This window comes from Terribacillus jepli (genome assembly GCF_047228925.1).
Classification (GTDB): Bacteria; Bacillota; Bacilli; order Bacillales; family Amphibacillaceae; genus Terribacillus.
Genome location: NZ_JBFEGH010000014.1, coordinates 70,540 through 92,544, shown reverse-complemented (window position 1 = coordinate 92,544; position 22,005 = coordinate 70,540). Strand labels below are relative to the sequence as shown.

The following is a 22,005-nucleotide window of genomic DNA, read 5'->3' as shown; positions in this document are numbered from 1 at the left end:
CTTCTTATGAATCTCCCCCTAATCCGAGGAATAACCCCTCTATTTCTGTTGATGAATAAGGTAAAATCAATATCGATGTAAGCGCTAACACACAGGTGCATACAGCTAAAGCTGTCTATATATATGCACAGAAAGGACGGCTTTTAGGGTAGTACAATCAACCATCATAAAGGAGGAATCGTATGCGAACTCGGCTTTTTCGTCGTATTGTGCTGGTAACCTCTCTGTTTCTTGTATTATCCTCGCTTTTTCCCTTTGCTTCCAGTCCAGCACATGCAAAAAATCAGAAATCGAAAGTTATCAATCTATTGACCGATTTCAGTTCGACTCCGCTCGGACTGGATAATCCAAATCCTACTTTCAGCTGGCAAATGGAAGCTCAACATCAAGGAGCTAAACAAAAAGCTTACCAGATTGTCATAAAGGACCCCGATGGAAAAACCGTTTGGAATACCAAAAAACAGCATTCTGATAAGTCGGTCGCCATCCAATATGCCGGCACAGAACTCAAACCTACGACTCGGTACGAATGGTCAGTCTCTGTCTGGAACGAAGCCGGCAAAAAGTCTACTGCTGCAAGCTGGTTTGAAACCGGACTGATGAATACCGACATTTCTGCGTGGGATGGCGCTGAATGGATTGGAACCGAAGCAGAAGATCTTGTCCTTCAGGCACATTACTTCAATGTTTACAAAGTGCATTATAGCCTCCAGCTTGATAAGAAAACAGATACTGAGAAAGCCAGCTTCATACTCGGTGCAAATGACCCCAGATTAATGGATAAAAATAAAAACTTGTACAACCTGGAAAATGATCACAATGAAAGCTATGTTAAGTTTCAGCTAGACGTTTCCGATATTAAGAAAAACAGCGGAAATGCAAAGCTGGCAATCTTTCGTTCCGGTTACGAACCGGAAGATGATCCCGACAAACCACTTACGGAACTGGTCATTCCGCGAGATTTGATCGATCACACGAATAAGTATCAACCTCATGACATTTCACTTTGGGGAAATTCAGGTATTTTCCATATCTTCATAGATGGAGATAATCAAATAACTCCTGATAATGGCTACAATGTGAACCCCGTCGGCTCAGGCGGCAACTACATCGCTTTCCCAATGCTGTCCGAAATTGGATTTTCAGTCGACAAGAAGGATCGAGCTAGCTTTAGCAATTTAAAAGTCACGAACTATCGCAAACCATCAAATACGCTATTTGAAGAAAATACAGAAACGAAGAATTATAAAGGTATATTTGCGAAGGCGAAAGGAGTAACTGTCAAATCCGGTTCTTACAGCGTATCAGGGGGCAAAAAAGGTGTCTTCGTCGTTGCAGATCCAAGCGCCCATTCAACGCCTTATTTTAGGACCGAGTTCAAAACAGACAAAAAGAAAAAAATACAAGATGCAAGACTTTATGCGACAGCCAGAGGGATATATGAACTCTATTTGAACGGGGAACGCGTCGGGGATGATTATTTCAATCCAGGCTTGACGCAATACAACAAAACGCAAATGTACCAAACCTATGATGTGACAAATCAACTTAAATCCGGTAAAGCCAATGCCTTAGGAGCTATGCTCGGAGAAGGATGGTGGAGCGGCGCCAGCACATTTACTACAGAAAACTGGAACTACTTCGGTGATCGCAATTCCCTGTTGGCAAAGCTCGTCATTACCTATGAAGATGGCACGACAGACACCATCGCGACGAACCCCGAGTGGGAGTATACAACAGATGGACCACTCGTCTACGGCAGCTTCTTCCAAGGTGAAGTCTATGATGCGAATAAAGAAATGAAGAATTGGAGTAAGGCTAACTTCCAGCCAAAGAATTGGAAACAGGCTGTCGAAGTTCCGTTGGATGAAACGACGACAGCTGGAAATTTGGATTATAGTGATTTGCAGATTACGGGACAAATCGGCGAAAATGCCCGGATTGTCGAAACATTGACAGCACAAAGCATGGAAGAAGTCCGGCCGGGCGTGTATGTTTATGATATGGGCCAGAGCATGGTTGGTGTCCCGCAAATCAAACTGAAAAAGCAGAAAGCGAATGAACAAATCACCCTTCGTTACGCGGAAATGCTATATCCAGACAGCGAAGACTCCGGTGAAAATACCGGTATGCTCATGCAGGAAAATTTGCGTGCTGCGCTGGTGCAAGACACTTACCTAACGAAAAAGGGTAACCAGACGATTCAGCCTCGTTTCACTTTCCATGGGTATCGCTATATCGAAATCACCGGGGTGGAAAAGGCACCCGCCCTCAAGGATGTGAAAGGCTTGGTGATCAGCTCCATTCATGATTTGGATTCGAGCTACGAGACGTCCAATCCAACCGTGAATAAGCTGTGGGAAAATATAACTTGGAGCATGAGAGGAAATTTCCTCTCCATTCCGACAGATACACCGGCCCGAAATGAACGGATGGGATGGAATGGCGATATTTCCGTCTTCTCGGAAACAGCTACTTATATGGATAACGTAAACCAGTTCCTGCGCAGGCATAATCTAGCCAACCGTGACCTGCAGCGTGATGACGGGCGCTATTCCGATGTAACACCAATCGGCCCTGGCTTTGGCGGCATACTTTGGGGGAGTGCCGGATTGACCGTACCGTGGCAAGCTTATCAGCAATACGGAGACGGAACTGTCCTGCACGAACACTATGCATCCATGAAGCAGTATGTCGATTATCTCGATACGAAAGTTAATCCGACAACAGGTTTGATAAACGAAGGTCCTTTAGGTGACTGGCTCAGTCCTGAAAACAGTAAGACGGAGAATGTTTTCCTATGGGCTGCGTACCATGTCCATGATCTGGAGATCATGGCAAAAACAGCTGAGATCCTTGGACATGACGATGATGCTGCTCATTATTGGAAACGATATGAAGAGCGTAAACAGTTCTTCAATGATAAGTTCATTGATCCGGAAACGAAAAAGACATTGAAATCCGATGGATCTATTTCAGACAGTCAAGCATCCTATGCCGTACCACTGGCCCTGAACGTATTGGATGAAACAAATGCAGAAGCTGCAGCTGACCACCTAGTGGCCGCCGTCCAAAGGAAGAACATAGATGATTTGGGTAAGGAGCGCCCAGAGTACTCCTTAATGACTGGTTTCATTGGAACCGCAGCAATCAGCCAAGCGCTTTCTGATCATGCTCATGATGATATAGCCTACCGCTTATTGCAACAGACATCGTACCCTTCTTGGCTGTATTCGGTTGAAAACGGTGCAACGACAATTTGGGAACGCCTCAACTCCTATACGGAAGAGGACGGTTTCGGCGGCAATAACAGCATGAATTCTTTCAATCACTATTCGTTCGGAGCTGTTGGGGCATGGATGTACAAGGAATCCCTGGGAATCAAACGTGATCCCGATAACCCTGGCTTCAAGCACTTCTTGCTTGAACCGACGCCAGATCCGGATCGGGTAATGACATGGGCGAAGGGACATGTGGATTCCATGTATGGCCGTATCGAGAGCAGCTGGAAAGTAGACGATCAAACATTCAGCTACGATGCTGTCATCCCTTCCAATACGACAGCTACCATTACAATCCCGGCAAAAAATACGAAATCAGTTCGGATCAACGGTAAGCCAATCCAAAAAGCAATCGGAATCACTTTTAGAGAACATAAAAATGGAGAAGTTACCTTTGAAGCAGAGTCCGGTAGTTTTACATTCACATCGATTCTGCCATAACTAAAAGAAAGGCTCCCTCGCCGGGAGCCTTCTTCATTTAAGCAATCGTTTTAGCTGATGTTCGGATTCGGGTAGCAAGCATCCTTGTCCATTCACGCTCCAAAACCCCGAATCCATTCAATTTCGCATAAGGGGAAAAAGCTTCTTTGCTGTAAGCCAATGCTTTGTCTATATCCTGTCTGGTCCAAGCCAGCATTGCTTGCATTCGGCTGTATGTACCCTCGCTGAAGATCGTTACTCCTTCAGCATTCTTGTACAGTGCCTTATCATCCAACGTCCCGCTTAAGGCATCGGCAAGCATTCGCCATTCCAGGAAGGGGCCGTGATAGACAGCCATCCTCTTATCGGATTCTATCCGGAAGTGATTGAATTGACGCTCTATCGCTGGCTTTATTCCATCTCTATCTGCCTCCACGTAAAAGACGAACATAGACTCTATAAATACATCTTTAAGCTCCGCCGCTTTCGCCATTTTCTTTTTACACTGCTCATATAGGGTGGACGACCAAAACGCAGGACGCTTCGATCCATACATTTCGGCCATCAGCTTGGCTGATTGAATCTGACGTTTCCCAGCTTCTGTTTGTCTGATTAATCGATAGAAAGCTGAGCCGTCTGTCTGAAAATCACCATTCGGCAGCGGCAAAATGGTGACTACCAGAATTGCCCCATGTAACAGGCTGCAAAATGCAAAGAATTCAATATTGCTAAAATGCCACATTGCCAGGAATAAAACCCCAAGACTACTACTCATGATTGGACCGCTGATAGTCATGACTGACAAGTCCTTCCGAAGTCTATCTTCCGTATGACCTTGAGCCGGAAGCATTAAGGCGACCCCGCCGATGAGCCCCCAATTACGATTTTCACGCAATCTTATGCCTTTCCTTCCTTTTTCAATATGAAATGGCCCTGCAACAACGTACCCAAAATCCATTCCCATCAGCTTCCCGCCGATAACATGACCAAGCTCATGCAGCGCGATTGCCAAGAAGCCTGCCGTAGCAAGCTGTGCATATGTGATGACTTCCGACTGCAAATTCGGCAGGAAGAAATACACACCCGTAAACACAAACACTGCTAAAACAAATCCGAACAACGGTCTTCTATGCATCAGTCTTTCCCCTTTCTCATCAGCTTGATGGAACGATAATAAAAGGCTGCTGTCATCATCAAACTCAACACAGCCAAGATGAACAGCAGTAAGCAAACAATCGAGGCTATCCAGCTATCTGTTACGCGGACGATCAAGAAACCAATAAGAGTCAAAATGGTTGTTACCAAAGCCATTTTTGGAATGAAAGTCGCTGCTCGCTTTAATTTATCCTGCTTGGTATCTGCATCGGTATAAATGGGCGCTGCTTCTGGAGAAGCCTCGAAGATGTACATTCCATATGAGCTACAGACCAATGTCCAGCCAGAAAACTCGAACATTTCCAAGTACTCTTGTTCTTCTGCTTCATCCAAAGTACGATAATCAATCATGTATTGCACTTGCTTCGGTTCACCGCGCACTAGCCGATAACCCATAAATGCAAAATCCTGCAGATGCCAACCTTTTGCTGCTTGCTTGGCAAGTTTTTTCATATCCTTTTTCTCCGAAAAGGCCAGTCCGCCTGAACTTACATACTTTGTTTGTCTCATCGTCCCTTCCTCCCTTTCGTCTGTAAAACTTCTTTCGCCAAGTCGACCATTCTGCTCCGCCTTTTGATTTCCTCTTCTAGCTTAGAAATACCAGCTGCTGTTGTTACATAAGTTTTCCGCCGCGGCTCGCTGTCTGGTTCAGCTTCAATCAAGTCAGCATCCACCAATTTCTTGATGATGGTGTACAGCGTGGCAGGACCAATCTTAAACATTCCATCCGTTTCTTCTTCTACATATTGCATGATGGCGTATCCATGCCTTGGCTCCACTAATGCAACCAGGATGTAAAAAACGGGATCCGTCAGTTCATCCAACGACTTTCCTTTCGCCATAATCAATTCTCCTTTATATCCGTTTTTGATATATCACTTATGGATATAGTACTGTGTATGGAAGTTGCTGACAATAGGTATAAATTTTTTCTATAGAAAAAAGCAGAGCAACGTTTGCTCTGCTTTTTCAAATCACCTTGATTTAGATGTGAATAGTTTCGGAATATCGGATACGAACCTAAGCGGCATGCCATTGACAGGATGTTCAAAATTCAGCTTGCGAGCATGCAGGCAAAGACGTTTAATGGTACGATCCTGCGCTCCGTACTTTTTGTCTCCCGCTATCGGATGCCCGATATCTGACATATGAACGCGAATCTGGTTTTTCCGTCCTGTTTCCAGGCTTATTTCCATCAGCGTAAAATCTTTGTTCCCCTGGAGTACCTGGTAATGCGTCACTGCCTTCAATCCGTCGTTTTCGTATTTGCTTGAATACATCTTATGCGTACTAGTTTCCTTCAGCCAAGAAGTAATGGTTCCTTCTGACTTGGAAACATCACCTTCCACGAGGGCAACATACGCTCGTTCCTTCGTTGTTTTCCACGATTCCTGCATTCTTTGTTTAATTTTCTCTGATCGGGCGAATACCATGACACCGGATGTATCGCGATCCAGCCGATGGACGACAAAAATCTTATTATCACTATGCTGCGCTTTTACATAATCAGATAATTGGCGGTAAGCTGTATTCGCTTTTTCATTATCGGTAGCGATTGACAACAGACCGGAAGCCTTCTCGATAACGATGATCGTATCATCTTCATACATGATCGTAATGCCTTGAAGCGGTGCTGCTTCTGTTACCATATCTGTCCGTATGGCCACTTCCTGACCTGGCTTCAGCTTGTCGTTGAATTGCGTGGAAACCCGGCCATCAATGGACACCTGACCGCGAGCCAAAATGGATTTGACTGAATTTCGGCTCTTGCCGACAACTTTCAATAAGAAAGGTAATAGCTCTTCTGCCTCTGTTACTTTATATACTTTCGGCTTCGCAGGTCGGAAACCTCGAGAGCGCGGACGTTTATTTTTCATATTTGGATCCTTTCTGTACCATTCGTGATGGCGCCATTAGTGCATCCTTTCATCTTAAGTGTTCTCGATTGGAAATACAAGCTCTGCCCTTCTAGATAAAGGAATTTTTCAAAGATTCCTATACATTTTGTGTAAAAAAATATAAGATGGACAAGTATAGAACGGCAGGAGTGAAGGAACATGAATATTGACGGATTGGAGTCATTTCTAGCAGTAGTCTCCAATAAAAGTATTTCCAAAGCATCAAAAGCCTTGCATATTACACAGCCTACATTAAGTACACGGATACGGAAACTGGAAGAAGAACTTGACTTCGTCTTGTTGACTCGCAGCTGGGATGGTATCGAGTTGACAGAAGAAGGCTACTTTTTCCTTCCTTATGCAATTGAACTGCTCGGGGAGCTGCAAGATGCGTCATTTGCACTCACAGGGGATAACAAAATAAGTTATCAGCTGCTCAGCAAAATCAATGCCGGTAAAGATGAATTCAGGATCGGCATCAATATTTGGTTGGCACCGGTATTCAACCACATCATCATCCCCTACATGCGGGAAAACTTTCCCCACATTCCTTTCAAATTCATAACGAGACCGACGAACGTTTTGAAAAAATTATTGGAATATGGCAGCATTCAGTTCTCCATTCATTATGAGAATTTGGCAAAGACTCCATTTCTCTGTGAACCGCTGCTTCAAGATGAATTTGTCATCCTTTGTCATAAGGAGGATGCACCGATTCTCGATGGTAAAATCGTAAATGCAAATAAGTTAGATAAGAAATTGATTGTCTTCGAGCACGCAGCATTGACGAATAATCTGGAAAAGATCAGCTCCCTTTTAGGCTTATTGCAGGCCAAAGAATATCAGATGGTTGATGATGTACAGAATATGTTTTCATTTATCGAGAGCGGCTATGGATATACAGCCCTACCGCGCTCCATCCTTTACCATATGAGTGAGCAAAGAATGTCCAACATCGCCATCATGCCCATAGACGACTTGGATCTAACAGCTTCGGTAGCTCTTGAATATCAGGCAAACGACCGATTCCAGGATGCAATCAGCGGGTTGACGAATGAACTTAAACGCTTCGTCCAAGTCATGTACAAGGAATAAGAGCTAAGCGAATGTCTCGCTTGGCTCTTTCTTTTGACTAGTTCTACTTAGGCCCCTGCGCTTTGCTTCATAAAGTCCTCCACCCGCTTGGCACACTCCGCATGGCATATACCGATCCTTACACTCACTTATCTGCTGTCTGCAAACAGGCATAATCGATGATTTGCATCGACTGAGCGAGCTTCACGAAAAAATGGTCAAATACAGCCTGCATGAACTCCTCCCTCCTCGTAATCTGAGCTTCAAACGCCTTCAATCATAAGCACTTCTTGTAAAAGTTCACAACAACCGGTCATATTTGCAGCCAGACGGAAAAAGCCGGAGCATCAACAATCGACTGAAAGAATGGCAGCCGATACAAAACATTTGGAATAACGAACAAAAGATACCACTAATTGATTAGTATGTTGACAATTTTCTGAATATAGTTTAGTTTTTAATAATATTCTTACATAGAAACTGGAGGAGGATGTAGATGTGGAGTGAGGTAAGTAGCAACCCCGTCATGATTACCTTATTATTGATTGCTGTTTTAGGTTTGGGAGAACTAATCTCCATTTGGACAAAAGCCCGCATCCCTATGCTGCTGGCTGCTTTGCTGCTTTATGTTGCACTCCTTTGGACCGGAATCATACCGACTGGGCTTATGTCTGATTCTGTCATCACCGCGTTAGGTTCGCTTATTGTGGCTCCATTTGTCGTGCACCTAGGTACAGTGGTGCCTTTCTCCTTGATTAAAGGGCAGCTAAAACCAATCCTGATTGCTTTGATTGGTTCGATTACTGCAGTAGCACTTGTATTGGCAGTCGTTCCGATATTTTTTGATTATGAAACTGCAGTCGCGGGAGCTGGTCCAGTAGTCGGCGGGATTGTGGCTTATCTTGTGACAAGTGAAAGACTGACTGAACTGGGATTAGCCAGCCTTGTGATCATCCCTGCATTGGTATTAAGCATTCATAAACTATTCGGTATCCCGCTTGCTTCCTTTTTCCTGAAAAAACATGCCATCATGGTGAAGCAGCAAGTACAGGCACGTCTCCAAACCGGTGCTGCTTTGGAAAAAGAAGCAGCCGTAGAAGAACGGTCCAATACCGTGGTCAAAGCGCAGAATGAACGAAAACTGCTTTTACCCGAAAAATATCAGACATCCCTTATCTTCATCCTCCAGCTTTATTTAGGCAGTGGTATCGCCATCATCCTTGATGCCCTCACCGGTATCAACTACACTATTTTCTGTCTGATCATAGGGGTCATCGGCGCTTATATCGGCTTCTATCCAGCAAAAACAATGGAAAAAGCAAATGCAACCGGCCTGGCCATGATCGCCGTGATCTTCATCGTCATCTCTTCCATGGATGATGTGACACCGGCTGCTTTGGCCAGCTATATCCCGGAGATCCTGTTAATCTGTGTGCTTGGTACCGCAGGTGTGACATTGGGTGGACTATTGGCTTCCAAGCTCTTGGGCGTTGGCAAGTATCTTGGTATGCCGGTTGCATTGACTGCGCTTTTCGGATTCCCTGCGGATTATATCCTTTGTGAAGAAATCAGCCGTGAAGTCGGGGATACAGAAGAAGAACGGGAAGCAATCATGAATGAGATAGTGACACCGATGCTTATGGGTGGATTTACAACCGTGACGACTTGTTCGATTCTGATTGCCACCGTATTGATTGGTACACTTAATTAAGAAACAAAGGAGAATTCGATGGACACGATTGCAATAAAAGACTATATCCAAACAAATAAGCAAGATTTCCTGGATCAGCTTTTCACCTTGCTCAGACAGCGCAGCATCAGTACGCAGGATGATGGCATCGAAGAATGCGCAGAACTTTTGAAGGGTATGATGGAGGAGCTCAGAATCGAGACAAAGATCATCCCAACCGCCGGCCATCCTGTTGTCTATGGTGAACTGATCAAAGACCCTGAAGCTTTTACTTTGCTCATTTATGGCCATTATGATGTCCAGCCACCAGAGCCTTATGAAGCGTGGGATTCCCCGCCATTCGAACCAGAGATCCGCAACGGGAAAATTTATGCCCGTGGTGTCGGCGATAATAAGGGGCAGCTGATGGCACAGCTCTTTGGCGTAAAAAGCTATCAGGAGACAGCTGGTGAGCTGCCGATCAATATCAAATTCGTCTTCGAGGGAGAGGAAGAAAAAGGAAGTACCAATCTGGCAGCATTTGTGAAGGAACATAAGGATTTGCTCAAGGCCGATCTTGTCTACACGTCCGATGGTCCATCCCACAACAGCTCTTCCCCGCTCGTATTGCTTGGAGTACGCGGCATGCTATCGATTCAATTCGATGCCAAAGGGGCTGATCGGGATAACCATTCCGGCAATACAGGCAATATCGTACCTAATCCGGCCTGGAAACTGATCGAACTTATGCAAACGATGCGTGATGCTGACGGACATGTAAAAATTGAAGGCTTTTATGACAGCATCCGTCCATTTACGGCCTACGAAGAACAGCTGCTCACAAAACTGCCTTACGATCAAAAGACACTAGGGGAAAAGATTGGCTATCCAGCACTAACTCTGGATGGTCCCTCCTATTATCAGAAGATGACCGGTGAACCTACCTTCAATATCTTTGGTATGGAAAGCGGCTACACAGGAGAAGGAACAAAAACGATCATCCCTTCCACAGCCAGACTCAAAATGGATATTCGTCTTGTCGTCGATCAAGATCCTCAAGACATTTTTGAAAAAATCAAAAACCACGTCCAGACCTATGCACCAGATATTGAAGTTACATATCTGGGCAGTATGCAGCCATCCCGCACCAAGGCTGAACTTCCTATCATTCAGAAGGTCATCAGCGCTGTCGAGGCAGCTTATGAAACAAATCCGCTCATCCAGCCGAGCATGGGCGGTTCCCTTCCGGATTATGTGTGGACAAAAATCCTGGGCCTGCCATCTGTCATCGTACCCTATGCGAACTTCGATCAGCATAATCATTCGCCAAACGAGAACTTGGAGGTGGACTATTTCCTGAACGGCATCCATTGCACAGCCCATGTGATCCATACTTTAGGGAATTATAAATAACAATCAATTGGATTCAACTTAGCCGAACGTACGCGAATCCTTCAAGCAGGATTCGCGTACGTTCGGTTTTTGTTTTTATAGTTTACGTAGCCTCTTTTAAGATATTTACAACCATATTTGAGAACCCACTGCCTCGTCTAATAAGATTTGACCTTCCCTCCTGCAATATCATGAAAACGCTTCAATAAAAAGGAGAGGAATGATCATATGAAAAAATGTCTGCTTTTCCTGCTCGTCCTGCTTCTGACATTCGCAATCCCCTTCTCTGCTGACGCCAAGAAACTACCTAAACGTCAAATGGAGTATTTGGACCGTGGGGCTGTCGCCATAAAAACAGAGGACGGCGTTTTCCTCAGCTGGAGATTCCTTGGGAATGATACGAAAAAAACTTCTTTCCATGTTTACCGGGATGGGAAGAAAATTACTCGTAAACCCGTGAAGCATAGCACAAATTTCCTTGACACAGATGGGACTACCAATAGTGTCTACCGTGTGGAAGCTATCGGGAAAGGCGTAGATCAAGATAATATAAAAGTGTGGCAGGACAATCAGCTGCATATCCCTCTCCAAAAGCCAGCTGATGGCAAAACACCGGATGGGAAGTCCTATACCTATGCTGCCAATGATGCCAGCGTCGGCGATCTGGATGGTGACGGGGAATGGGAAATCATTTTGAAATGGGATCCCTCCAATGCACAGGATAATTCCCGCTCCGGCTACACAGGCAATGTTCTAATCGATGCTTATGAAATGGATGGGACGCATAAATGGCGAATTGATCTTGGGCCTAATATCCGCGCAGGCGCCCATTACACACAAATGCTCGTTTATGATTTTGATGGTAACGGAAAATCTGAGCTCGTCGTCAAAACTGCTGACGGAACAAAAGATGCAAAAGGAAAAGTCATCGGCGATGCAGATGCAGATTACCGCAACGCATCAGGCTATATACTCGAAGGACCAGAATATTTGACCGTATTCGAAGGCAACACAGGTAAAATCAAACAAACAATCGATTACGAACCAGCCCGCGGCGATATTTGTGATTGGGGTGACTGCTACGGAAACCGAGGCGACCGCTTCCTTGCCGGAGTCGCATATCTGGATGGCAAAACACCGAGTATCATTGAGGCAAGAGGCTATTATGAAAAAACGGTAATTGCAGCATATACCTATAAAGACGGCAAATTGAAAAAGCAATGGATGTTCAATAGTGAAACACCAGGAAATGAAGCCTATGCACAGCAGGGTAATCATAATTTGAGTATCGGTGACGTGGACGAAGACGGCAAGGACGAAATCATCTATGGTGCCATGGCATTGGACGATGATGGCACTGGTCTTTATTCGACTGGTCTTGGTCACGGAGATGCGATGCACCTTAGCGATTTAGATCCTAATCGTCCAGGGCTTGAGGTTTTCCAAGTCCATGAACCGTATCCGAATGAAGCTGGTATCGAATTCCGCGATGCTCGGACAGGAGAACTAATCTGGGGCGTCCCGACAAATATGGATGTAGGGCGCGGACTTGCATCTGACATCGATCCCCGCTATCCAGGAGCCGAGATGTGGGCAATTGACGGCGCATGGAACAGCCCGACAGGCGGACTTTACGCTGCTTCAGGGGAGGAAATATCCACGAATATCCCTCCTGCAAACTTTGCTATCTGGTGGGACGGCGACTTGACTCGTGAAATCCTTGATCATACTTTCGATGAAAGCATCCAGACTGGCACTGGCGTGATCGGAAAATGGAACCCAGAAACAGAAAAAATGGATACATTACTTGATGCAGAAGGAACTTACTCTAACAACGGAACCAAAGGAAACCCTGCTCTCCAGGCTGATTTGATCGGCGACTGGCGCGAGGAAGCCATCTGGCGCACAGAAGATAGCAGCGCTCTTGTCCTTTATACAACAACAGATCTAACCGAAGAAAAACTTCCTACTTTAATGCACGATCCTGTCTACCGTTTAGGAGTTGCTTGGCAGAATGTAGCCTATAACCAGCCTCCTCATACAAGTTATTTCTTGGGAAACGATATGGAGCAGCCAGATATGCCACGAATCGACGTGATAAAGGCTAAATGATCTTTTTCAGAGTACAGGTAAAACTCCTGTACTCTTTCATTTTGCTTTTCTAATTTGAACCCGCAGTAGGCAACTGCATAGGATAAGATATAACAGCATCAAAGGAGAATAAAAAATGTATGATAGAAATCCTCACAACCACTGGCATCACATTCCAAACGATTGGCGTAATTATCAGTGGCAGCAGCCAACACATGATCACGGAAATTCACCATATGTTGTTGATATCGAACAAGTTACCGAAAATAATCATTTCTTCCGGACCACTATATGGACAGGAACACATCTTCAAGTGACATTGATGAGTATACGCCCAGGAGAAGATATCGGATTGGAAAGGCATCCGAATGTCGATCAATTCCTTCGCATAGAATCCGGACGGGGGCTAGTACAAATGGGCCCTAGGAAAGACAACTTACATTATCAGCAATATGTCCAAGATGATTTTGCCATCATTGTGCCTGCAGGAACATGGCACAACATTATAAATACTGGTCATACCCCTTTGAAACTATACAGCATTTATGCACCGCCTGAGCATCCATTTGGAACAGTCCATCGAACGAAACAAGATGCCATGGCTGCAGAATAGCAAAAGACCCCCTGCCTTCCAAGCTGGGGGTCTTCTGCTATTAGCTATATGGATATTGTCTGCGATCGTGCTGGATGCTGATCCATTTTGTCGTTGTGAATGCATCAAGGCTCCACTCGCCGTTCAGACGGCCAAGGCCGGAATTCTTCACGCCGCCAAATGCGACAGTAGGTTCATCATTGATCGTACCATCGTTGATGTGGATCATACCTGTATCCATTTGCTTCGCAAGCTCAGCTCCGCGCTCCACGTCTCTCGTATGGATTGCGCCGCTCAAGCCATAATCACTGTTATTTGCATAAGCTAACACTTCTTCATCGCTTTTCACTTTCAAAATACTAACGACTGGCGCAAACAGCTCTTCGTTTGCAAGTGTCATATCTGGTGTCACATCGCCGAAGACTACTGGTTCGACAATGTTGCCTTCCACTTTACCTTTGATTAGCGGCGTTGCACCTTCTTCGATACCTTTTTCAATCAACGCTACAGTCGTTTTTACTTGCTGTTCATTGATAAGCGGTCCGATGATTGTGCTTGGATCTTTTGGATCACCGCAAGTAAGCGTGGAAACCTTCGCCAAATACTTTTCAACGAATTCATCATACACATCTTCGTGCACAATCAGACGATTGGCAGACATACAGATTTGACCTTGGTGTGTGAAACGGCTGAATACAGCTGCACTAACTGCAAGTTCCATATCTGCATCCTCCAAAACGACCAATGCACTGTTACCGCCAAGCTCCAGATGCGCTTCTTTCAAATTCTTACCGGCTACCATTCCGATATGTTTACCGACTTTTGTAGATCCTGTGAAGGAAACAGCACGCGGGATCGGATGCTCTACGAAATTATCGCCGATTTCACTGATTTCTGTCACGATGACATTCAGCAAGCCCTTCGGAATACCAGCTTCCTCGAAAAGCTTCGCAATCATCGTACCGCCAGTGATAGCTGTATGCTCATGCGGTTTCAATACAACACCATTGCCAGCTGCCAATGCAGTCGCAACAGATTTCATGGAAAGGAAGAATGGGAAGTTGAATGGGCTGATAACACCCACCACACCTACAGGCACACGATAGACACGGTTTTCCTTGCCATCGATCGGGGACGGCAAAATCTGACCATTCATGCGGAATGGAAATGTGGATGCTTCCTTGATGATATTCGTTACAAGACCGATTTCGAATTCAGCTTTTAGTCTAGTACCGCCGATTTCTTCTATGATAGTCGCAACGAAAGCTTCGTGATTGGCTTCGAGATACGCAACCGCTTTTTCAAAGACAGCGCGTTGTGCCACCGGATTGGTTTTTGCCCATTCCTTTTGAACACGCGCCGATGCCTCATACGCTTCGTTCAAGTCATCCAAATTCGCAGCTTGGTAAAGAGCGATTAGTTCACCGTCAAATGGATTGCGATTCTCCATTTTCACACTGCTCTGACCTTCTCGCCATTCTCCGTTGATATATTGACTGTTCAAGTGCTTGAAATTCTCCATGCCGGTCACCTCTATTAATCTTTGATTGAGATATTATCTTTTGCTAGTTTTGCCAGCGTTTTAACGTTTGTGTTAATTTCCTCCATCGTCGCTGTCAGCTCTTCGATGGCAGCTGATTGTGTATCCGATTCTGCATTTGCTTCTTGAATCGAATTGCCCAGCTTGCTAATCACCGTCTTGATTTTTTCTGTGATCTGATGGATCTCCGTTACCTGCTCCTTGGACCCGGCGGCCATCTTGCGAATCTCATCCGCTACTACGCTGAATCCCCGGCCATGTTCCCCTGCGCGAGCCGATTCAATTGCTGCATTGAGACCAAGCAAGTTACTTTGATCTGCTATACCTTTGACGACATTGGAAACTTCCTCGATGGCATCCACGCTCTCCGTAACCTCTGTTGCTTTTTTCGATATGTAAGACATGCCTTCTGCCAAACCGGAAATGGACTGTGCCATATCTTGAATCGTCGCTGTAACGTCACCGATAACTCCAGAAAGGTTCGAAGCTATGGTAGATAACTGATTTGCACTTTCAATGCTCAATCCAACACCTACACCGCCAATTACGTTTCCTGCTTCATCATGCAACGGTATCGCCCTGGCGATAATATTTACACCGAAAAGCTCCTCTGGCACAACTGCATACTGATTTTTATTCTGACGGATTGCTGCTGCTACGATATCCCCATCCATCAATGGATCGCCAGGCGTCACATTCAATGAGAAGGTTTTAGCAGGATAATTGATAATAAGCTTTTCTGTACTGTAAATCCCAATCGTGACATCTTCATTGATCAGATTCTGAAGAAAGCTTTTAAATATTCCGCTTCCTTCCCCTTTTGAGACGGTGACTTACTTACTTTTAGTGCTTCTTTTCTAATCCCATTAAAGCTATCTGGATCTTCACCTGGTCCGTGAACAACAAGCGCATCATAATAAATATATTGACCTAATAAACTCAATCCATCTTCTTCAGCAAATTTTATCGCAGGATAAAGATATATTTTGTCGACAATATTATCTTGTGCTTGCATCATTTCTTTTGTCTGACCGACTTTTTCCCAGTCCTCTTCGAAAGCCGCCCCCAAACCTTCGTGGGAATCAGACCCCTCGACTGCTTCCAAAGGAGACAAGTATTTTACCAAGATATTATCAGCAGGTTTTATCTTTTGGTATTCCTTTACTACCTCAAGTAGGTCCCCAGTTCCAGAAGTAAAACCAATAATACCAGCTGTATACCCCCGGCCATCCTGGATATCCTCCATATATGAATATTGTTCTTCATAATCAGTGGAGGAATTCTCAGCGCTCGAAACAAATGAATAGACAATCTGACGATAATACCTATTTTCTATCGTTTTATCAGGGTTCTTCTTCTGCGTATTTATATCTGTATTTCCTTCCTTGCACTGGAAGAAATATATACCTCCAAAAATCACTAACAATGAAAATAATACATAAATGAATCTCTTTTTCATTCCGACACTTCTTTCTCTCAGCTGCATAACGGGTATTTTAGAATCCTGAACCCTTTCTTTATAGGTGTCTTTATGGAAAAGCCAGTATTTCCTTACAACTGCCTAAGCAAGTACTAGGCTTCAACCATTCATAATGCTCCGTCTTGAACCAAAAAAATCCCCAATTTAATTGGGAATTTCTTTTGTCTTGGTCTAAAAGGTCCTACTCCTGATCAGTGCTGACCCTATCATATTCTCTTATTATTGCGAGCTTTTACAATCCGCCAATAACCGATTTGGAAAAGTACTATCCCTATTATGATAATTGCTATACCACAAATAATCGCAAGCATATCATCAATACGCCAGAACAAAATCAATAGGATTCCGACTAACTCCAATAGTACGCCTGCTATTAGCAGCCATTTATTCATCATTTCCCTCTCCTTTACATGAGGTCCCGAGGGTTAATGATAGCAAGAGTTTGATGATCTTGCCACTTTCCATTGATTTTGACATTTTGTTTTGCAATACCTTCTTTATGGAACCCTGCCTTTTGCAGCACTTTGATCGATCCGATATTATGCGGCATGACACCTGCTTCCAGCCGATGAAATTCCAATTCATCGAAAGCGATATCGACTACCTGACGAACCGCTTCCGTCATATATCCTTTACCGTTCTGCACTTTATCCAAGAAATAACCAATCCAGCAGCTTTGCAGATTCTCACGTAATACTTCCGATAACAATACAATACCGATGATTTTTCTGTCCAAAAGAATCACATAATGATATCCGGTATCCTCGTCGGCTGATACAACCGCCCGCTTGATACGCTCGCTTTGTCCATCCAATGTATAGAAATGCTCTTCACGCTTACCTGTATAAAGCTGGAAGAATTCCTTATTGCGCAGTTCCAGTGATAAGAGATCTGCTGCATCCTGTTCTTTGACTAACCGCACTTCAATCATTTTTGCTTCCGCCTCCTAATATCATATTCCTATTTCCCCCCACATCTCGAAACCAGAGTGTCCGATAAAGTGATCTGGCTCGATAACCCTACAGGCTAGTTAGGGGACACCCCGGCACGGCGTCACCATTGTCACACCGTTATCCCTTCCTAATGATAGGATAAAAAGAGCAAGGAGGAAGGAATACACCACTCACCCCTTCCATCACTCTGTGAATTTCAGCAAGGTAAGCACTTCTGCTGTCGTATACTGTATCTATCGTATTTCGAATTTCATGATGAAATAGAAAAGCTAGTATCGGTTGATGCTGCCCATTAAAAGGATGGACAGCATCAACCAATCCTCTAACATGCGTTATGCCTTTTCGCATAATCATACGACGCATACTATATTAACCATTTTTCGTAATAAACCAAATGTAGCCCGTACGTTCAAAGGTTGTACTTTACCAGTCAGCTGATAGCCTGCTTTTTCATATAGATAGCAGTTTCCCTTCTCTTCCCGCAGTGTAGCTAAACGCCACACCTTTGCATCAGAAAACATATTTTCTACTTTCTTCAATGCCTGTTGTGCAATTCCCTTACCTTGATAAGAAGGATGAACGAACATCGGACTGATCCAATATGTACCAGGATCTTCAGAAAAAATACAGATAGCTCCTACAAATTGACCGCCTGCCATTATTTTATAGAATCCACCATCTGGTCTGTTGATACGGATCTGTGTACGGGTTAATGGCTCATTGGCTGGGTTTGTTTCCATGTCCAGGTATTTATCAAGCAGCGGCTGGAAGGAAGCTTTTTGGTATTCGTAAATTTGTTTTGCATCTGCATCTGTCGCCTTATGTAACGTGATATTCATTTTCTTGCCTCCATTGCGATAAAGGGAATAAGTAATAGACATGTATTAGTCCTCAGTTTTTGACTGCTTCAACACGGCTACTGCTTTTAACCCCAACAAAAAAGCCCATACACTGTATATCACTAGCACCATCCACTCCAACCAGCGAAGATGACTTATATCGACACTTGTCATAAACAAAATGAAAGTGAGCAGGATAATGCCATCGGTAGCGTTGAAACGTTTCATTCTTGCATACCTCCTCCTCGTCAATACTCTTTTTTCCGTACAAAGCGGAGCACATAAGCAGCCAGCGAGAGCACAATTGCTGCACATATCAAAAGATCCGGTATCCACAGGACATATCCATCGAGATTTGGCCGGATTCCAATCAGATAGATAACTGCAAATACCCAAAAACCTATTTCCTTCAACACTTGGATTGTCCGCAACTTGCAACTCCTCCTGTGATCTTATACATCTGATACGGAAAATTTATGGAAATGGTTTCAATTATTACACTATTTCAATTTGCTGTTCCGGAAATTCGCTATGTGAGATACTAGGAAGGCAGGAAAGGAGATGTTCCATGTACGCTTATTTCAATTTTGCTGATGCAGATGGACAGACCCGGCATCGGCGATTCACGGGGCAGCATAAATTGCTGACTGCCCGCACAATAGAAGAAGTCATACCCTGTCTCGAGCAGGTGCAAGCATATACAAAAAGAGGATTCTACGCAGCTGGCTACCTTTCTTATGAGGCTGCAGGAGCATTTGATTCTAGCTATGCCACAGTCGAAGGATCAGCGCTGCCGCTTTTGCAATTTGGTATCTATAAAAGTTTTGGTGAACAACAGCCTGGCGCAACGGATGCTGCAGTTGAAAAACTGAATTGGGTGCCAGCCATCCAAAAAACAGCGTATGAGCAGGCTATTCAGACTATCAAAGAGGAGATTGCTGCCGGGAATACCTATCAAACGAATTACACAATGCGTCTGCGTACCCGTTTTACAGGTGATCCTGCTGCTCTTTTCCGCCAGATGCAGCGTGCGCAGCGTGCTGATTATACTGCCTATCTTGCTTGGGAAGATATGGCGGTGCTATCTGCTTCTCCTGAGTTATTTTTCCGCTGGGATGGCAAACGTATCACCACGAAGCCAATGAAAGGTACGATCAAACGCGGGGTTGCATACGAGCAGGATCTAAAACAGCGGGAAACCCTCGCAGCATCCGTTAAGGATCGTGCTGAAAATGTCATGATTGTCGATCTTTTGCGCAATGATATCAGCCGGGTTGCCAAGCTTGGTACTGTCCGCGTCCCGGCTTTATATACAATTGAGAAATACCCGACTGTCTACCAGATGACCTCAACTGTCGAAGCGGAAACCTTACCAAACACAACGATTATCGATATCATGCGTGCACTTTTTCCATGCGGGTCGATCACAGGTGCTCCCAAAGCAAGCACGATGAAAGTCATCTCTGAAATCGAACCGGAACCACGTGAAGTCTATTGCGGCGCCATCGGCTATATCGAGCCAAACGGTGAGGCTGTCTTTAATGTGCCCATCCGCACAGCGATAGTCAATAAAACTAACCAGCAGGCTACCTATAGCGTCGGCGGAGGCATCACCTGGGACTCCACTGCCGATGGAGAGTACGAGGAAGCTATCGCCAAATCGTCGGTGCTGCAGGAACAACTTCCTGACTTCGAACTGCTGGAAACAATCGCGTATGAAGATGGTGCTTTCGTGTTAGAGGATAGACATATTCATCGTCTGGTACAGTCAGCAGATTATTTCAGTATTCCAATCGAGGAAGCACAGGTCCAGAATCTCTTGCGTAAACATCAAGCATCGTATCCGGGACAATCCCATCGGATACGAATTTTAGCTGATCAACGCGGAAAGCTAGAACTTTTTTATAGTGCGATGCCAGCTCCAATAAAAGGTAAGCAAAAATTCGCATTGGCTGCCACACCTATCGACAAGACAAATCGATACTATTATCACAAGACGACTCATCGTAAAATATACGAAGATTACAAGATGGAGGAGCCAGATGTTTTTGACACGCTGCTCTGGAATGAAGCAGGCGAGCTGACGGAATTCACGATCGGCAATCTCGTCATGGAGCTGGATGGCAAACTGCTTACGCCTCCATTGGCCTGCGGCTTGCTGCCAGGCACATTGCGGGAAGAATTAACGGTAAAAGGTACGATCAAAGAAGCTGTCTTGACGAAAAACGATCTCCAAGCTGCCTCACGCATCTGGCTGATCAATAGTGTCCGCGGCTGGGTGGAAATGGAGCCCGTCGATTAAGGACGGGCTGCTTTTCTTGCCTTCAAAATCAAAAAAGATGGCCGGCGCAGCTCATGTTCGATGCGCGGAAGCTTAGCAATTGCTGCTTTATCCGGAATCGGTTCGATTACTTCTTCCAGACTGAAACCATTCCGGATAAGTCCATTGCATAACGACGCAATCGATCGATGGTAGTAAATCACTCCGTCCACATACCATTTTGTCTCGCGCCTGCCTTGCTCGTGATAGTTGTCAACGGCGAAATGGAGCCGGTTCCCTTCTGCATCCGTGATCCATTTATCGCCTTCTTTTCTGGCAGTGCTGATTGGATGCTCGGTGGAAAACAAGAGGATAGCCCCTTCTTTCAAGGCAGCATGGATGGATTGGATGACTGCTTCATAGCCTGCAACGTAATGCATCACAAGTGAACTGACGGCAATATCATAGCTTTCGCTTGCCATCACCGCATCCTCCAAAGCTGTCTGAACGTATTCAATTGCGGGGTGGGAATTTCTATTTTTCGCTTCCTGCAGCATGTTACTGGATGGATCAATCGCTGTCACACTTGCTGCTCCTTGCTCTGCACAATACCTTGCCAAGTCTCCCATGCCACAACCGATGTCCAAGACACGTTTGCCCTTCAAGTCGGGCAGCATCCGTTTGATTTCCGGCTGTTCCAGAAGTTCATTGTAATTCACCGGATCTTCCCGAAGAGCCTTGTAATTGGTAAAAAACACCTCATTGTCATAAATATTCTGCTTCATGATATCGCCTCCTAATCTATAATCGAATACAATTCCATTTTGGTATCAAATAAAAAAAAATACTAGACTTATGATTCTGACTTTTGTATCATTTAGATTGAGGCGTATCTGCTTCAAGTAATAAAAAAGATCACCATCGTGACCTTTTCAAGATTTATCCTTCAGCTTCTCCATCTCTTTTTTCATCTGTTTCTTCACCTGCTTGAACAGCTTTTCCCTTTCTTTCTTCACTGCTTTTTTCACTGCTTGCGAGATGAGCTTCTCCAATTCCTCCGAGGTTATATCCAGCTTTTTAGTTTCTGCCTTTTGCTCTTTTGTCTGGCTATGCCCAGTCAGCTGCTGGATCGCATCTGCGAATGACAGTTTTTCTCCAAGCAATCTCTTTAGTTCTTCCAAAGTAGCAATGTCTTGTTCCGTATAAATCCGCTGCCCTTTCTCATTTCGTTGGAATAAATAATGGGCACCTTCCAATGCAATCGCCCATCTTCTGAGTGTCGAGGTTGTTACATCCAATGAAGCAGCCAGATCCTTTGCTGTATACTGCATTTCTTGCGTGGACAAATACATTCCCCCTTA

General features: G+C 44.7%; 20 protein-coding genes and 1 pseudogene. 7 read left to right on the top strand and 14 right to left on the bottom strand.

The window, feature by feature from the left end; genetic code table 11:
• The first annotated feature begins 182 nt into the window (after positions 1-182).
• On the top strand, positions 183-3,722 hold the full coding sequence (locus tag AB1K91_RS15390; protein WP_413091048.1) for an alpha-L-rhamnosidase: 3,540 nt from the start codon (positions 183-185) through the stop codon (positions 3,720-3,722).
• Positions 3,723-3,759: 37 nt separating this feature from the next.
• On the opposite strand, the gene AB1K91_RS15385 is transcribed toward AB1K91_RS15390, so the two are convergent.
• The 4 genes from AB1K91_RS15385 to AB1K91_RS15370 form a co-directional block, all read right to left on the bottom strand.
• Entirely contained in the window at positions 3,760-4,836 is a 1,077-nt protein-coding gene (locus AB1K91_RS15385; protein WP_413091046.1) for a zinc metalloprotease, read from the bottom strand.
• Entirely contained in the window at positions 4,836-5,366 is a 531-nt protein-coding gene (locus AB1K91_RS15380) for a DUF2812 domain-containing protein (RefSeq protein ID WP_413091044.1), read from the bottom strand. The genes AB1K91_RS15385 and AB1K91_RS15380 overlap by 1 nt, the downstream gene beginning before the upstream one ends.
• Positions 5,363-5,698 carry a PadR family transcriptional regulator gene (locus AB1K91_RS15375; protein ID WP_413091042.1) on the bottom strand — a complete coding sequence of 112 codons (336 nt, stop codon included), beginning with the start codon at positions 5,696-5,698 and terminating at the stop codon, positions 5,363-5,365. Before AB1K91_RS15375 ends, AB1K91_RS15380 begins: the two co-directional genes overlap by 4 nt.
• Positions 5,699-5,830: 132 nt before the next feature.
• Positions 5,831-6,733 carry an RluA family pseudouridine synthase gene (locus tag AB1K91_RS15370; RefSeq protein WP_413091041.1) on the bottom strand — a complete coding sequence of 301 codons (903 nt, stop codon included), beginning with the start codon at positions 6,731-6,733 and terminating at the stop codon, positions 5,831-5,833.
• Positions 6,734-6,913: 180 nt separating this feature from the next.
• On the opposite strand from AB1K91_RS15370, the gene AB1K91_RS15365 reads away from it, so the two are divergent.
• The 5 genes from AB1K91_RS15365 to AB1K91_RS15345 all read left to right on the top strand — a co-directional run bounded on the left by AB1K91_RS15365 (position 6,914) and on the right by AB1K91_RS15345 (position 13,593).
• Positions 6,914-7,849, top strand: a complete 936-nt coding sequence (locus AB1K91_RS15365; protein WP_413091040.1) for a LysR family transcriptional regulator — start codon at positions 6,914-6,916, stop codon at positions 7,847-7,849.
• Between the two features lie 475 nt (positions 7,850-8,324).
• Positions 8,325-9,539: a hypothetical protein gene (locus AB1K91_RS15360; protein WP_413091039.1), complete on the top strand. Its 1,215-nt coding sequence runs from the start codon at positions 8,325-8,327 to the stop codon at positions 9,537-9,539.
• An 18-nt stretch (positions 9,540-9,557) separates the two neighbouring features.
• Positions 9,558-10,910 (top strand): M20/M25/M40 family metallo-hydrolase, encoded by a 1,353-nt coding sequence (locus tag AB1K91_RS15355; protein ID WP_413091037.1) that lies wholly within the window; start codon positions 9,558-9,560, stop codon positions 10,908-10,910.
• 207 nt (positions 10,911-11,117) lie between these two features.
• On the top strand, positions 11,118-13,001 hold the full coding sequence (locus tag AB1K91_RS15350) for a rhamnogalacturonan lyase (RefSeq protein WP_489686337.1): 1,884 nt from the start codon (positions 11,118-11,120) through the stop codon (positions 12,999-13,001).
• 115 nt (positions 13,002-13,116) lie between these two features.
• Positions 13,117-13,593 carry a cupin domain-containing protein gene (locus AB1K91_RS15345; RefSeq protein ID WP_093728102.1) on the top strand — a complete coding sequence of 159 codons (477 nt, stop codon included), beginning with the start codon at positions 13,117-13,119 and terminating at the stop codon, positions 13,591-13,593.
• Between the two features lie 40 nt (positions 13,594-13,633).
• Here AB1K91_RS15345 and AB1K91_RS15340 read toward each other — a convergent pair whose 3' ends face one another.
• From AB1K91_RS15340 to AB1K91_RS15305, 8 genes and pseudogenes are all read right to left on the bottom strand, one after another.
• Complete coding sequence (locus AB1K91_RS15340) at positions 13,634-15,094, bottom strand: aldehyde dehydrogenase family protein (RefSeq protein WP_413091035.1); 1,461 nt, start codon at positions 15,092-15,094, stop codon at positions 13,634-13,636.
• Positions 15,095-15,108: 14 nt separating this feature from the next.
• The gene (locus AB1K91_RS15335) at positions 15,109-15,786 is read right to left on the bottom strand and encodes a methyl-accepting chemotaxis protein (RefSeq protein WP_413091033.1); all 678 of its coding nucleotides are present in this window, start codon (positions 15,784-15,786) and stop codon (positions 15,109-15,111) included.
• 101 nt (positions 15,787-15,887) lie between these two features.
• Complete coding sequence (locus AB1K91_RS15330) at positions 15,888-16,571, bottom strand: chitosanase (protein ID WP_413091031.1); 684 nt, start codon at positions 16,569-16,571, stop codon at positions 15,888-15,890.
• 227 nt (positions 16,572-16,798) lie between these two features.
• A complete protein-coding gene (locus tag AB1K91_RS15325) occupies positions 16,799-16,987 on the bottom strand; it encodes a hypothetical protein (RefSeq protein ID WP_413091029.1) in 189 nt (62 codons plus the stop codon).
• 11 nt (positions 16,988-16,998) lie between these two features.
• Positions 16,999-17,523, bottom strand: a complete 525-nt coding sequence (locus tag AB1K91_RS15320; RefSeq protein ID WP_413091027.1) for a GNAT family N-acetyltransferase — start codon at positions 17,521-17,523, stop codon at positions 16,999-17,001.
• Between the two features lie 386 nt (positions 17,524-17,909).
• Positions 17,910-18,384 (bottom strand): annotated as a pseudogene (locus AB1K91_RS15315) (GNAT family N-acetyltransferase).
• A 45-nt stretch (positions 18,385-18,429) separates the two neighbouring features.
• Entirely contained in the window at positions 18,430-18,612 is a 183-nt protein-coding gene (locus AB1K91_RS15310) for a hypothetical protein (protein ID WP_413091026.1), read from the bottom strand.
• Between the two features lie 20 nt (positions 18,613-18,632).
• On the bottom strand, positions 18,633-18,815 hold the full coding sequence (locus AB1K91_RS15305; RefSeq protein ID WP_093728108.1) for a hypothetical protein: 183 nt from the start codon (positions 18,813-18,815) through the stop codon (positions 18,633-18,635).
• A gap of 137 nt (positions 18,816-18,952) precedes the next feature.
• Here AB1K91_RS15305 and pabB point away from each other — a divergent pair, with 137 nt between their 5' ends.
• The gene (gene pabB, locus AB1K91_RS15300; RefSeq protein ID WP_413091024.1) at positions 18,953-20,686 is read left to right on the top strand and encodes an aminodeoxychorismate synthase component I; all 1,734 of its coding nucleotides are present in this window, start codon (positions 18,953-18,955) and stop codon (positions 20,684-20,686) included.
• Here the strand turns inward: pabB and AB1K91_RS15295 are convergent.
• Positions 20,683-21,429, bottom strand: a complete 747-nt coding sequence (locus AB1K91_RS15295) for a class I SAM-dependent methyltransferase (RefSeq protein ID WP_413091022.1) — start codon at positions 21,427-21,429, stop codon at positions 20,683-20,685. The genes pabB and AB1K91_RS15295 overlap by 4 nt on opposite strands.
• Before the next feature lie 147 nt (positions 21,430-21,576).
• Positions 21,577-21,990: a MerR family transcriptional regulator gene (locus tag AB1K91_RS15290; protein WP_413091020.1), complete on the bottom strand. Its 414-nt coding sequence runs from the start codon at positions 21,988-21,990 to the stop codon at positions 21,577-21,579.
• Positions 21,991-22,005: the final 15 nt, after the last annotated feature.

Excerpts from the sequence above, each read along its gene's own strand:
- AB1K91_RS15350 (WP_489686337.1), top strand. The coding sequence starts at position 11,118 with ATGAAAAAATGTCTGCTTTTCCTGCTCGTCCTGCTTCTGACATTCGCA.
- AB1K91_RS15330 (WP_413091031.1), bottom strand. The coding sequence starts at position 16,571 with ATGAAAAAGAGATTCATTTATGTATTATTTTCATTGTTAGTGATTTTT.
- AB1K91_RS15325 (WP_413091029.1), bottom strand. The coding sequence starts at position 16,987 with ATGATGAATAAATGGCTGCTAATAGCAGGCGTACTATTGGAGTTAGTC.
- AB1K91_RS15355 (WP_413091037.1), top strand. The coding sequence starts at position 9,558 with ATGGACACGATTGCAATAAAAGACTATATCCAAACAAATAAGCAAGAT.
- AB1K91_RS15380 (WP_413091044.1), bottom strand. The coding sequence starts at position 5,366 with ATGAGACAAACAAAGTATGTAAGTTCAGGCGGACTGGCCTTTTCGGAG.
- AB1K91_RS15335 (WP_413091033.1), bottom strand. The coding sequence starts at position 15,786 with ATGGATGGGGATATCGTAGCAGCAGCAATCCGTCAGAATAAAAATCAG.
- pabB (WP_413091024.1), top strand. The coding sequence starts at position 18,953 with ATGTACGCTTATTTCAATTTTGCTGATGCAGATGGACAGACCCGGCAT.
- AB1K91_RS15295 (WP_413091022.1), bottom strand. The coding sequence starts at position 21,429 with ATGAAGCAGAATATTTATGACAATGAGGTGTTTTTTACCAATTACAAG.
- AB1K91_RS15390 (WP_413091048.1), top strand. The coding sequence starts at position 183 with ATGCGAACTCGGCTTTTTCGTCGTATTGTGCTGGTAACCTCTCTGTTT.
- AB1K91_RS15360 (WP_413091039.1), top strand. The coding sequence starts at position 8,325 with ATGTGGAGTGAGGTAAGTAGCAACCCCGTCATGATTACCTTATTATTG.
- AB1K91_RS15370 (WP_413091041.1), bottom strand. The coding sequence starts at position 6,733 with ATGAAAAATAAACGTCCGCGCTCTCGAGGTTTCCGACCTGCGAAGCCG.
- AB1K91_RS15310 (WP_413091026.1), bottom strand. The coding sequence starts at position 18,612 with ATGAAACGTTTCAACGCTACCGATGGCATTATCCTGCTCACTTTCATT.
- AB1K91_RS15375 (WP_413091042.1), bottom strand. The coding sequence starts at position 5,698 with ATGGCGAAAGGAAAGTCGTTGGATGAACTGACGGATCCCGTTTTTTAC.
- AB1K91_RS15340 (WP_413091035.1), bottom strand. The coding sequence starts at position 15,094 with ATGGAGAATTTCAAGCACTTGAACAGTCAATATATCAACGGAGAATGG.
- AB1K91_RS15365 (WP_413091040.1), top strand. The coding sequence starts at position 6,914 with ATGAATATTGACGGATTGGAGTCATTTCTAGCAGTAGTCTCCAATAAA.
- AB1K91_RS15385 (WP_413091046.1), bottom strand. The coding sequence starts at position 4,836 with ATGCATAGAAGACCGTTGTTCGGATTTGTTTTAGCAGTGTTTGTGTTT.
- AB1K91_RS15345 (WP_093728102.1), top strand. The coding sequence starts at position 13,117 with ATGTATGATAGAAATCCTCACAACCACTGGCATCACATTCCAAACGAT.
- AB1K91_RS15320 (WP_413091027.1), bottom strand. The coding sequence starts at position 17,523 with ATGATTGAAGTGCGGTTAGTCAAAGAACAGGATGCAGCAGATCTCTTA.